Origin of the sequence: Pseudomonas sp. J380, assembly GCF_009827115.1 — a bacterium.
Taxonomy (GTDB): Bacteria; Pseudomonadota; Gammaproteobacteria; order Pseudomonadales; family Pseudomonadaceae; genus Aquipseudomonas; species Aquipseudomonas paracarnis.
In genome coordinates, this window is the sequence record NZ_CP043060.1 from 3,838,297 (window position 1) to 3,849,572 (window position 11,276).

The following is an 11,276-nucleotide window of genomic DNA, read 5'->3' on the forward strand; positions in this document are numbered from 1 at the left end:
GGCGCGGGCTGACCGGTATATCTACTGGCCTTCTCAACAAATGGAATGGCCTGTATGAACACGAACCCCAATCGCTTGCGCAGCACCTTTGTGACCGGTGCCACCGGCTTGCTGGGCAATAACCTGGTACGGGAGCTGGTCGCACGGGGTTATGCGGTGAAGGCGCTGGTGCGCTCGGCGGCCAAGGGTGCGCAGCAGTTCGGCGATTTGCCGGATGTGGAACAGGTGGTGGGAGACATGGCGGATGTGGATGCCTTCGCGGCGGCGTTGCAAGGCTGCGATACGGTGTTTCACTGCGCGGCGTTCTTTCGGGATAACTACAAGGGCGGCAGCCATTGGGAGGAACTGGAGAAGATCAATGTCGTCGGTACCCGAGCCCTGCTGCAACAGGCGTATGACGCCGGTGTGCGACGGTTTGTGCATACCTCGTCGATTGCCGTGCTCGACGGTGCCCCCGGTACGCCGATCGACGAGACGTGCCTACGGGCCGAAGCCGATGCGGACGACTACTACCGCAGCAAGATCCTGGCTGAGCGGGAGGTGTTGAGGTTTCTTGAAAGCCATCCGCAGATGTACGCCTGCATGGTTTTGCCCGGTTGGATGTGGGGGCCGGGTGACCGTGGGCCGACGTCTTCGGGGCAGTTGGTCCGGGACGTGATCAACGGCAAGTTGCCGGGGCTGATTCCTGGCACCTTTTCGCTGGTCGATGCCCGCGATGTGGCCTGGGCGCACATTGCTGCTGCCCAAAGCGGGCGACGGGGCGAGCGTTATCTCGCGGCCGGTCGCAACTTGACCATGCGCCAGCTGATTCCGGCGCTGGGGCGTATTGCCGGGGTCAAGGTGCCCTCCCGCCAACTGCCGCTGCCCGCGCTGTACCTGTTGGCAGCGATGCAAGAGGCCTACGCCTACCTGACCGGCAAGCCCATCTTGCTGAGCATGGCGACGTTGCGGCTGTTGATACGCGAGGAGCACCGTACCCGCTTTGATCCTCGCAAAAGTGAAGAGGAACTGGGGCTGAGCTTTCGTGTGCTGGAGCAGACCCTCACGGACACGGTGGCGTGGTCCCGGGCCTACGGCGGGTTGTAATAAAAAGCCCCAGGTTGACGGACCTGGGGCTTTGTTGTGGCGGCAGGTTTAACGCGTTTGCAGTGCTTCTAAGCGTGCCGGCAAGTCCTCCTGGGGGAAGCGTTGGTACAGCGCCAGCAGTTTCTCGTCCGCCGCCTTGGTTTCCCCCGCTCGACGCAGGTTCACAATCTCCTGCAGGCCTTCTTCCAACGTAGGCAGTGTCCGTTTGCTGAGTTTTGCCGCTGGCTGATCCGCCAATGCGCTTTCGGCTTGAGCAGGCGCGCTTTCAACCCTAGGCGCTACGGCCATGCGGGCCATTGGCGCGGGTGCGGAAAACGCTTGCGGCGCCGGGTGAGCCGCTTCTTCGTGGCGCGGCGCGGAGAATGTCGCGGTGGAGATTTCGGGCTGCGGCACGGGGGAGCGCATGACCACGCCGATCATCAGTGCCAACCCGGCGACGGTGGCAAATGCCATTTGCCAGCGCGGGCGTTGGCAGGCTTGCAGCCAGCGTTGCCACAGGCTGGGTTGCGGCTGCGGGGCTTCGCGGCGGGCGGCGTTGAGGATGAAGGCGTCGAGGGACGCGGGCGGTTCGCCCGTGCTGTGTTGACGGTAGTGCTGGAGCAGCGCGTCGTCCGGGGTGTGTCGGGAGTCAGTCATACAGGTACCTCCTCGGCCAGCAGGCGCCGCAATTTTTGCAGGGCGTAGCGCAAGCGGCTTTTTACGGTTTCCAGCGGGGCGCCGGTGAGGGTGGCGATTTGCGGTACTTCGAGCTCGCCGTGCAGGCGCAGCAGAAACACTTCGCGCTGGTCTTCGGGCAACGCTTGCAGGGCCGCGTCGAGGCGCGCCTGGTCGCGGCTGAGGGTCAGTTGTTGCTCGGGGCCGTCGCTGTCATCGGCCTGGGCGTGGAGCTGTTCATCGTAGCTGTCGTGCAGGGGGTTGTGGATGCCGTGCTTGCGCCAGTGGTCGATCAGGCGGTTGCGGGCGATCTGGAACAACCAGGTGCGAAAACTCGCCCGGCCTTGTGGCTGGGTGGTGCTGCGGATCAGGCTGAGCCAGGTGTCCTGGTAGATTTCTTCGGCCAGTTCGGCTTTGTTGCACAGGGACACGAGAAAGCGGTACAGGCCCTGGCGGTGGCGCGTGTACAAGGCTTCGAAGGCGGCAGCGTCACCGGTTCGGTAGCGGGCCAGCAGCGATTCGTCGCTGGGTGAGTCGTCTGGAACGGCCATGTAATGGGCGAACTCCTTTTTGTCAGCCGAAGCAGGATTACTGTAGGAGCGAGCTTGCTCGCGAAGAACGTCAACGATAACGGGTGCTTCCTGGATAAACGCGGTGCCTGTGAGTTTTTCGCGAGCAAGCTCGCTCCTACAAAAAGCTTTAGCAGCAAGCCCCCTCCCACATTTGATCTCGGTTGTGAGCGAGGTCAGGGCTTGAGGCTTTGGGCCAGCTCCACCAGTTGCACGAATTCGTTGCGCAGCCCGAACGGGTCATCGCCGCGGGCCGAGCGCGCCAGTTTGGCGGTGTCTTGCACACTCATGATGCCAGTGTAGCGGCCATCGCCCTTGAGCTGTTGAGCGAAGGCGGCCACGGCAGACGCGAAGCGCAGATCATCGCTGGCCGGGGTGGTTTGGTTGGCGATGGGGCGTTCGATCAACTGACTGTTACCGCCCGCAGCGAGTTTGTAGCGCACCCGAAGCATCGCAAGCTCTGCGGATTGGCCTGCGTCCGCAGGCGCAGCGGCATAGCGCAAAGGCTCCAACCAGCCCTTCTCGCCCTTGGGCACGATTTCATACAACGCCGTCACTGTGTGCCCTGCGCCAATCTCACCGGCATCGACCTTGTCGTTGTTGAAATCCTCACGCTTCAGGGCGCGGTTTTCATAGCCCAGCAGGCGGTATTCGCTGACCTGGGCCGGGTTGAATTCCACCTGCAATTTCACATCCCGCGCCACCACGGCCAGGGTGGAACTGAGTTGCTCCACCAGCACCTTGCGCGCTTCGCGCAGGTTGTCGATGTAGGCGTAGTTGCCGTCGCCCGCGTCGGCCAGTTGTTCCATCAGGTGTTCGTTGTAGTTGTCCACACCAAAGCCGAGGGTGGTCAGCGATACGCCGCTTTTGCGCTGGGCCACCGCCATCTGCTTGAGGCTGTCAAAATCGCTGATGCCCACGTTGAAGTCGCCGTCGGTGGCCAGCAGGATGCGGTTGATGCCTTGGTCGATAAAGCCTTCGCGGGCCATCTGATAGGCTAGTTCGATGCCGGACGCGCCGGCGGTGGAGCCGCCGGCGGTGAGTTGGTCGATGGCGTTGCGGATCTTGGCTTTTTCACTGCCCGAGGTGGGTTTGAGCACCACGCGGGACTCACCGGCGTAGACCACCAGTGACACGCGGTCCTGATCACGCAGTTGATCCACCAGTAACTTCAGCGTGCTTTTGACCAGCGGCAAGCCTTCGCGGCGGTCCATGGAGCCGGACACGTCCACCAGGAACACCAGGTTGGCGGGGGCCAGTGCGGCCACGGATTTATCGGAGGCCTTGATGCCAATGCGCAGCAGTTTTGTGCGCGGGTTCCACGGTGTGGCGGCCACTTCGGTGGTGACGCCAAAGGGTGAGCCGTCGGTGGGCAGTGCGTAGTCATAGGGAAAGTAATTGACCATTTCCTCCAACCGAACCGCGCCTTCGGGCGGCAGGCGGCCTTGGTTGAGGAAGCGCCGTACGTTGGCGTAGCTGCCGGTGTCGACATCCACGCTGAAGGTGGAGACGGGGGTTTCGGTAACGCGGTGCACAGGGTTGTCGGGCAGGTTGGCGTATTGCTCTCGGGGTTCGCTGCGGTCATTCATCATCGCCATTTCACGCACCGCCATCGGTGCCGGCATGGCCATGCGTTTGACCACTGCATTCTGGATCGGCGCGCTGTGCAGCTCGGCGAGAGGCGCCGGTTCAACCGGTTTGGAGACTTCGGGGGACGATGACAGCCCACACCCAGCCAGCGCCACCAGCAGGGTAACGGTGAAGCCTTGGGCAGCGGGACGCAGGTAAAGCAGAGGGCGGGACATGGGGCTGAACCTCGTGAATGAATGAGCCGTTCACAAGGTCAGACGCGAGGTAGGTTGGGTTCGGGTTAAACCCTCGAAATTCACCTCGATCAATGTGGGAGCTGGCTTGCCTGCGATAGCGGTGTGTCAGGCAGCCTTTCCAGCACTGGCCCACCGCTATCGCAGGCAAGCCAGCTCCCACAGTTGTATGGCGGTGTTCTCTTAGTCCGTGCCGTATTTCGGGTTACGCGGGCCGTACAAAATCCCGGTGCGCTGCCCCGCCGACAGCAACCGTGCGCTGGTGATACCGGCAATCGGATGCGCCGCATCGGTAGAGCTGTTGATCACCTGCTTGACCGCAGCCGTGATCAACATGCCCACCAGGCCGCCACCGTTGTTGTTGCCTTCTTCGCTCGACGCCCGCGCCGAACCGGTCCACAGGGTGGTGCCGGTGCGCAGGTCCACCAGTTTGGCCGAGGCCGTCACCGAGGTGTCGCTGGAGATCAGCATGTACTGGGTGCCGTACTCGCTGATGGTGATGTAAAGCGCCGCGTCCGCGCCAAAGATGTCATGCAGCTTGGCCGGTTGTACGGCCTGGATATCGTTGGCGGTGGTCAGGCCGTTCTGGCGGAAGGTTTCGTCCACCAGGGCAATCGGCAACACGTAGTAGCCGGCTTCGGCCAGCGGGTAGGTGACTTGCGACACCAGGCTGTAGGACGCCTGCACTTCCGGCGATTCGTTGATCGGCGGCAATACCAGGATCGACTTGGGCCGCGCCTGTTTGTACGCCGAATAATCAACCGTCTTGTGTGCGGCGCAACCGCCGAGCAACGCCAGGGCCAGCAAGGCGCCGGTGATTTTTAACAGGCTCATTTAGTGGCGACTCCGGTCTTGGCGTTTTTCAACAGAAAGTCCATGTACGCAGCAGACTCAGGGAACAGGGCCTTCTCGGTGCGAAACTCCTGCACCATCTGGTCATCCTTGCCCATGTTCATGTACAGCATGCCCAGGTGCGCGTGGTAGCCCGGCGGCGCCTTGCGGCCACTGGCGTTGATCTTCTGCAGATCGCGTTCCAGTGCTTCCACCTGCGCTTCCTTGGGCTCGCCCTTGAAGTACTCGTAAACCTGCGGCTGGTAGCTCTCCCATTGATACAGGGGCTGGGGCGCCGTCTGGCACCCGGCTACCGTTGCGATTGCTGCCAGCGTCAGCGCCAACTTCACTGCCTTGCTCATCCGTGTACTGCTCCTTGTGGTGTGGCTGATCAGTTACGCGGGTTCCAGGCGCCGGCGTTGATGCCGTCGACCAGGCGGTTGATCGCTTCGCGCATGGCCAGGTCGAGCACCTTGCCATTGAGGGTGGAGTCATAGCTGGCGGTGCCGCCGAAGCCGATCACTTCACGGTTGGACAGCGCGTACTCACCGGCGCCCTGGGTGGAATACACCACTTCGGAGGTATTGATGTTGACGATATTCAACGCAACTTTGGCGTAGGCCACTTGGGTCTTGCCACGGCCGAGGATGCCGAACAGCTGGCGGTCGCCGGTCTCTTTGCGGCCGAACTCGGTCACATCGCCAGTCACCACATAGTCAGCGCCCTTGAGCTTCTGCACGGTGCCTTTGATTTTGGCTTCCTGGGAGATCTCGCCCATGTTGTCGCGGTCCAGCACGCTGAAGCGGTTGGTCTGCTGCAAGTGGGTGATAAGGATGGTCTTGGCCTGGCCGCCGAGACGGTCAACGCCATCGGAGAAGATGCCGCGCATGTAGCTGGAGCGGTTATCGAACTTACCCACGGCAATCGGCACACGCACGCCGGAATAGGCCACGTGGGCGCTGGCGACTTGCTCCACCGGCATCGCGCGGTTGCTCTCGGTGGCGCAACCGGCCACGGTCAACAGCGCCGCGGCGGTGAGGCCCGACAGCAGGATTTTGGACAGTGTCTTCACAGGGTGCTCCTTGGGTGAGGAAATCAGCGTTGCTGGGTTTTCCAAGGAGAAAGGCAGCTTGAAAACGCGCTGGCCTGGATTCTTCCCTGAAAGACGGTGATGCAACGGCTGCGGCATTTTACGGGGTTGAGAGCGGTTCTCAAGTTGTTTCGGCCATAGGTGGGGGGGCTTAGCCTACTGCCGACCGCAATACTCAAAGCAACAAAGATCAAATGTGGGAGCTGGCTTGCCTGCGAAAACGGTAGTGCAGCAACAGATGCAGCGACTGACACAACGCCTTCGCGGGCAAGCCCAATGCCGATCAATTAAACGAACGCAATGCCCAAAGCAACGAAGATCCAATGTGGGAGCTGGCTTGCCTGCGAAAGCGATAGTGCAGCAACAGATGCAGCGACTGACACACCGCCTTCGCGGGCAAGCCCGCTCCCACAGGGGAACTGCGCTTAACCCTGACTGGCATTAGCCCAAGCCCGCCCATCAACAGCCGCCAGCCTTCGCACAGCCCTACTTGAGCTCCTTCACCAGATACTGCGCAGAAATCTGCGTAATCCCGGTCAACGCCCGGCGCAAAGCTTCAGGGTCCGTGCGGTAGGTTAACGGTGTATAGCCATAAACGTTCTGACCATTGAACGGCGTGACCGCTTCAAAGGTGCGCCAGACCATCTCATCGCCGCGATCCATCTGAGCTAACACGTTAAGGGTCGGATAAATCACGCTGCTGAAACCCTGGGTCAGGCGAAAGCCCCACTCGGACACGGTCAGCTGAATCTGCGCATCAGCGGGCTCATCGTCGCCGACCACCTTGAGCGTCGAAGTCTTGCCCAACTCATCGACAAAGCCCTGCTTGAGCAACACGCCTACATCGAGTTTTTCCGCCTCCATCACCGTCAGAATAGCCACCGGCGTCGGCATCTCGGCCAACTGCCCGAGCTTCATGCCGCCGGCAAACCCGGCGCCACTCAACGCCGCAGTACCCAGCTTGGACGCTCCGCTGGCCATGCCAACACCCGCACCAACCCCGGCCCCCAGGGCCGCGCCCCAGGCCTGTTCGCGGCCGAAGTACACCATGTTCTTTTCCCACTTCACGGGCAGGACTTTGACGGTCTTGATCTGCGCGCGGTTTTCGGGGGTGAGAGGGTGGCTGACGCAGCCGCCGAGGATGAGGGTGGTGAAGAGAATGAGGAGGAGGTTTTTCACATTGGTCCTTTAATGTTTGGGGTGAGGCTTCGGATTTGCGTATTCGTAGTGCGTTTGTTCGTGGGCAGTATGTCGGCAATGGATAGCAAGATGTTAGCCGCTGCGGGCACGCTCCGAAGCAGCGGCATTTTGATGCCTTGCGCGGGCTTGGCGGTGCGGCTTATAGTCCGGCCGTCGCTCAAAAAGCGACCGGGTTTGGCGACCCGAAGAACGAGCCCTCAATAATCCAGAGAGCTTAATGATGAATCGATACATTCCCCTAACCGGCCACGACTGCACCGTCCCAGCCCTGATCATCGACACCCAGGCACCTCTCGACGTCCTTCACGACGCCGCCGTGCACCGCATTCGGGCCGTCACCCAACTGCTGGAAAACCTGGCCTTCCGCGAACAACTCAGCAGCGATGCCGTCGTGCTTTCAGACTTCGCCCATTTGCTGGCCATTCCGCTGCGCGATGGGTGTGACTTGCTGGATGTCATCAGTCGCAGGCTGAATGCCGATCCGTCCTGAGTGAAAATCGGGCGGCCTTAGTGTCGCCCCCTTTATGCGTGAGCAATTCAACTTAATAAACCAGTCCACTTTTTTCGTCATTTCACGCAGCAAACCTGATCATCCGAAAGATAATAAAGTCCCTCCAGCTTTCCGCAAATGGAAGGAAGACCGAAAACCGATTCTGAGGCATAAGAAATAGGCAGCTCGGTTCTAATCGAACAGGCAAACTCCGAACTTTCCCACGTTGGAGTGACTATACCGCTCCAAAAACTTACTGCGTCTCCCTTATCAGACAATATAACAGGCTTTACGTATTCAATTGCGGCATTGGAGTCCCAATATAAATAACCGCGATACACAGCGCCACTTTCACCAAGAAAATCAGTTAGAACGATAATCTGAAAATCTGAGCACGTTTCCTGTTCGGCGAGGGGGCGTACAGTTGACTCATCCTCCACTGTTTCGTCCATCGGAAAAAACCAAACGCTATAGCTATCAAGATCATCAATCGTTAGCTCATATACTTGTTTGTCCGACACAAATCGCCCCCTATGTAATTAAATACAACAAAAGGGGACAGAATTACTTAATAGGCTCTCAATTCTAATTTAAATAAATCTGTCCCTTTTCTACCCATTTCTCCGAATTTTTATCCTGCTGGAACCGCATCGATATCAAACTCACCTTGCTCGTCAATTTCGGCGTCTGCTCTCAACACCTCAAAATCGCAGCCCCCTAAATTCAAATGGACATTTATTTCATACGCTCCACTTGAGGAGGGTCTTATAAATTCGACCTGAAGAGAATAATCTCCTTCAGGCAGTTCTAGAGGAACCGTACTCGAAATACTACCAAGCTCAACATTTCTATCTTTCACCGTGAAGGGAACTTTAAGAGCCCGAACCACGTCTGCGCTAATAGCGGGCACTTGCTCGTTAATGAAAACGCTAATTATATGATCCCCTTCGTCGATCAAAGCTCTAAAAGAGGCACTTCCTAACCTCCACGCAAATCCTTGCGCATAACTACGATCACTCCAATCATTATACGGCTGATCAAGCGAGCTTAAAAACACGCAAAATTGCGAATAAGACAAATATATACTTTCTCTAAACCCAGCCATTAGCCCACCACCTTAATTCAACAAAAGGGGACAGATTTACTCAATAGCCTTTGTACTACCACCACGAATTAAGTAAATTCGCCGCCCTCACAACTACCTGACTAACTAGGCAACGGTTTCTTGATCGCCATTAACAGAATCAAACAGTACGCCGACAACACCAGCCGCCATAAATCGCCGTTTCACTTCTTCACTTACTATGACCGCACCCAAATATTTTTTAAGTCTAAATATATGACTTGATCCGACCCTGCCCGGGTCAACCACTAAATTGTAGAAAGCACGATAGTTGCCGGCCATATCTGGCCTAACAGGATCATCTACCTCAAACTTTTTATAGCGAGAGCGCTTTTCATCCACGCAATCAATTTGCGTTTCAATAATCATCAAAAAATAGCTCTGGCAAACCACTTTATTGTTTATCTTCACCGGCTCAAAAACGACATGCTGATAAAGTTCGTCTGTCTCTGGCAAACCGGCGAGCGAATTTTTTGCCCTCTCGCTTAAAACAGGAATACTGGCGTATCCAGCGAGGGAATAATCAACTTCTTTACCGTCGAACCTTACATCGAGGGTATATGTGCCTGGCTCCATAAAATTAACTGGAGGATCACTGAAATGCCAGTTATCTACATGATGTACATCTCCGAGCACCCACCTATCGCAGACAGTTACATCTTGTCGCATTAAGTAATATCTCATTTCAGTCCCTCGTAAGCCATTTATTAACTTCACTACCCACGATTACTGCTTCTGACTTAATCCCTTCCAATATTTTTGTCACGAATCAACGAAAAAAGGGGACTGTCTAGTCCTGAAATAGGTTTACACCTGCTTCAGGACTAGACAGCCTTTAAACTCTAGTCTAGATAAATCTGCCCTCTTTTCTTGTCCCTTTTCTTCAGTCCCCTTTTCTTCAACTTATTCATCATCCCATAACTGCCCCGGCGGCGCATAGTTACCATCTTCCAAGATGCTGCACCATCCAAAAAGCCTATAAAACATTTCAAGATCCAATATTTGGTAGATATCAATATCAACTTTTTTTAACGACACCCGACCGTGTGCATAGTGAGAGTATTGCCCACCTACCCCACCTATCGCTCTTTTTTCAAGTTCTGCACGATCCCACTCCAGAACGGTTCCTGCAGCTTCTGGCAAAGGGTCCAAAAATTCAATTTCAAACTCCGTTGCAATTTTGCAAATGCAAGGAATCAGCCTTTGCTCGAGCAGGCTGTGGGTTAACAAATTCTCGGGAAACTTAATGCTTAATTTCATTTCAGAGCATCCTTTGGAACAACAACATAACCTGAAAAATTCTTTTCAAAAGTAGTCGCGGGGCTAAAGTACTGCTTACCATGAGGATCACTGCAAAAGGGGACAGATTTATTTAATGCGCCTTTAAACTCTAATATTAAATAAATCTGTCCCCTTTTCTCGTGAGATTAAAAGGTGGTACCTACCCATCCATCTTTACTGGATACCCACGCAGACCGTGACGGCGCGCAACCCACAATCAGAAATACAACTACCATTATTACGCTAATTTTTTTCACGTTTTCTCTCCGTGAAAATGTGAAAAATGGGACATATTTATTTAATACGTTTTTCAACTCTAATTCTAAATAAGCCTTTCCCTTTTCTCACTTTTTTATTCATCTCCGCTCTGGCACCGACTCAACTTTTTCCATTTATATGATTTCGCCACGGCACGAGCAGTCCCTCCAACAAGACTCGATCAACAACACCATCATCAATGGCGCCGACAAAAGTTGTATCCAACTGAAACTCAAAGGAAATATCTTCCTTTTCCGATAACTTTTTTACGGCACAGACTATTTCTTCCACTTCATCTAGATTTTTTGAATCCATATCAACAGACAGTATATTCGGTTGCAGTGCTGAATAAATATCCAACATTCCACCCACCACTTCCGCGCCCCCTTCGTCTATCGCGTCAATAAAGGTTGGCGGGGCAATGCTCCATATTCTTGACGCAGCGAGCTCATTCACGAGCTGCTGCACATTAGATCTAATAGACTGATCTAAGTCTTGAGCCACGTAGAAAATCAACTTTTGCTTCTCATGTTCTAGCGGTACGGAATGCATTATTCAGCTCCTTTTTTTGGAGGGTATGCCGGGAGAGCCGACCCTGGACCGCCTGGATTATATCTAAACCCTCCTGGCATATGCGCATCCAAATGCCGTGTATCAGGCAGTGGCACAGTAAGTGGCGAACCCTGAACATAACAAAAGGGGACAGATTTATTTAATATGCTTTTCAACTCTAATTTAAATAAATCTGTCCCCTTTCTCATAACCTCTTTCTGAGGAGACATATTCAAAACCCTCACTTTCAAACTCCACGTGAGGAGTACCATCTTCGGGGGAGCTCTCTCTAACCAACAGCATAGACTTAGGCGCTCCC

General features: G+C 55.6%; 14 protein-coding genes. 2 read left to right on the plus strand and 12 right to left on the minus strand.

The window, feature by feature from the left end; genetic code table 11:
* Positions 1 to 54: 54 nt before the first annotated feature.
* Positions 55 to 1,086, plus strand: coding sequence for an SDR family oxidoreductase (locus FXO12_RS17390; RefSeq protein ID WP_057978419.1), 1,032 nt, complete (start codon positions 55 to 57; stop codon positions 1,084 to 1,086).
* A gap of 48 nt (positions 1,087 to 1,134) precedes the next feature.
* Here FXO12_RS17390 and FXO12_RS17395 read toward each other — a convergent pair whose 3' ends face one another.
* The 7 genes from FXO12_RS17395 to FXO12_RS17425 form a co-directional block, all read right to left on the minus strand.
* Positions 1,135 to 1,722 (minus strand): hypothetical protein, encoded by a 588-nt coding sequence (locus FXO12_RS17395; RefSeq protein WP_014716404.1) that lies wholly within the window; start codon positions 1,720 to 1,722, stop codon positions 1,135 to 1,137.
* Entirely contained in the window at positions 1,719 to 2,291 is a 573-nt protein-coding gene (locus FXO12_RS17400; protein WP_020302195.1) for an RNA polymerase sigma factor, read from the minus strand. Before FXO12_RS17400 ends, FXO12_RS17395 begins: the two co-directional genes overlap by 4 nt.
* Positions 2,292 to 2,485: 194 nt before the next feature.
* On the minus strand, positions 2,486 to 4,114 hold the full coding sequence (locus FXO12_RS17405) for a VWA domain-containing protein (protein ID WP_057978417.1): 1,629 nt from the start codon (positions 4,112 to 4,114) through the stop codon (positions 2,486 to 2,488).
* Positions 4,115 to 4,315: 201 nt separating this feature from the next.
* Positions 4,316 to 4,966 (minus strand): DUF799 domain-containing protein, encoded by a 651-nt coding sequence (locus FXO12_RS17410; RefSeq protein WP_160049715.1) that lies wholly within the window; start codon positions 4,964 to 4,966, stop codon positions 4,316 to 4,318.
* On the minus strand, positions 4,963 to 5,325 hold the full coding sequence (locus FXO12_RS17415; RefSeq protein WP_054896834.1) for a DUF4810 domain-containing protein: 363 nt from the start codon (positions 5,323 to 5,325) through the stop codon (positions 4,963 to 4,965). Before FXO12_RS17415 ends, FXO12_RS17410 begins: the two co-directional genes overlap by 4 nt.
* Positions 5,326 to 5,354: 29 nt before the next feature.
* Positions 5,355 to 6,035, minus strand: coding sequence for a CsgG/HfaB family protein (locus tag FXO12_RS17420; RefSeq protein WP_005783620.1), 681 nt, complete (start codon positions 6,033 to 6,035; stop codon positions 5,355 to 5,357).
* A 504-nt stretch (positions 6,036 to 6,539) separates the two neighbouring features.
* Positions 6,540 to 7,232 (minus strand): hypothetical protein, encoded by a 693-nt coding sequence (locus FXO12_RS17425; protein WP_054896835.1) that lies wholly within the window; start codon positions 7,230 to 7,232, stop codon positions 6,540 to 6,542.
* A 253-nt stretch (positions 7,233 to 7,485) separates the two neighbouring features.
* Here FXO12_RS17425 and FXO12_RS17430 point away from each other — a divergent pair, with 253 nt between their 5' ends.
* The gene (locus tag FXO12_RS17430; protein ID WP_005783616.1) at positions 7,486 to 7,743 is read left to right on the plus strand and encodes a hypothetical protein; all 258 of its coding nucleotides are present in this window, start codon (positions 7,486 to 7,488) and stop codon (positions 7,741 to 7,743) included.
* 77 nt (positions 7,744 to 7,820) lie between these two features.
* On the opposite strand, the gene FXO12_RS17435 is transcribed toward FXO12_RS17430, so the two are convergent.
* From FXO12_RS17435 to FXO12_RS17455, 5 genes are all read right to left on the minus strand, one after another.
* Complete coding sequence (locus FXO12_RS17435; RefSeq protein ID WP_072445732.1) at positions 7,821 to 8,264, minus strand: hypothetical protein; 444 nt, start codon at positions 8,262 to 8,264, stop codon at positions 7,821 to 7,823.
* A 110-nt stretch (positions 8,265 to 8,374) separates the two neighbouring features.
* Positions 8,375 to 8,848, minus strand: coding sequence for a competence protein ComJ (comJ, locus tag FXO12_RS17440; RefSeq protein ID WP_072445731.1), 474 nt, complete (start codon positions 8,846 to 8,848; stop codon positions 8,375 to 8,377).
* Positions 8,849 to 8,953: 105 nt separating this feature from the next.
* Positions 8,954 to 9,535 (minus strand): imm11 family protein, encoded by a 582-nt coding sequence (locus FXO12_RS17445; protein WP_229999312.1) that lies wholly within the window; start codon positions 9,533 to 9,535, stop codon positions 8,954 to 8,956.
* A 234-nt stretch (positions 9,536 to 9,769) separates the two neighbouring features.
* Complete coding sequence (locus FXO12_RS17450; RefSeq protein WP_054896836.1) at positions 9,770 to 10,126, minus strand: hypothetical protein; 357 nt, start codon at positions 10,124 to 10,126, stop codon at positions 9,770 to 9,772.
* Positions 10,127 to 10,525: 399 nt separating this feature from the next.
* A complete protein-coding gene (locus FXO12_RS17455; RefSeq protein WP_057978413.1) occupies positions 10,526 to 10,957 on the minus strand; it encodes a hypothetical protein in 432 nt (143 codons plus the stop codon).
* Between the last annotated feature and the right edge of the window lie 319 nt (positions 10,958 to 11,276).

Bases quoted from the DNA above. Each gene is read 5' to 3' on its own strand.
- FXO12_RS17410 (WP_160049715.1), bottom strand. From the start codon at position 4,966: ATGAGCCTGTTAAAAATCACCGGCGCCTTGCTGGCCCTGGCGTTGCTC.
- FXO12_RS17390 (WP_057978419.1), top strand. From the start codon at position 55: ATGAACACGAACCCCAATCGCTTGCGCAGCACCTTTGTGACCGGTGCC.
- FXO12_RS17450 (WP_054896836.1), bottom strand. From the start codon at position 10,126: ATGAAATTAAGCATTAAGTTTCCCGAGAATTTGTTAACCCACAGCCTG.
- FXO12_RS17395 (WP_014716404.1), bottom strand. From the start codon at position 1,722: ATGACTGACTCCCGACACACCCCGGACGACGCGCTGCTCCAGCACTAC.
- FXO12_RS17445 (WP_229999312.1), bottom strand. From the start codon at position 9,535: ATGCGACAAGATGTAACTGTCTGCGATAGGTGGGTGCTCGGAGATGTA.
- FXO12_RS17455 (WP_057978413.1), bottom strand. From the start codon at position 10,957: ATGCATTCCGTACCGCTAGAACATGAGAAGCAAAAGTTGATTTTCTAC.
- FXO12_RS17405 (WP_057978417.1), bottom strand. From the start codon at position 4,114: ATGTCCCGCCCTCTGCTTTACCTGCGTCCCGCTGCCCAAGGCTTCACC.
- FXO12_RS17400 (WP_020302195.1), bottom strand. From the start codon at position 2,291: ATGGCCGTTCCAGACGACTCACCCAGCGACGAATCGCTGCTGGCCCGC.
- comJ (WP_072445731.1), bottom strand. From the start codon at position 8,848: ATGGCTGGGTTTAGAGAAAGTATATATTTGTCTTATTCGCAATTTTGC.
- FXO12_RS17415 (WP_054896834.1), bottom strand. From the start codon at position 5,325: ATGAGCAAGGCAGTGAAGTTGGCGCTGACGCTGGCAGCAATCGCAACG.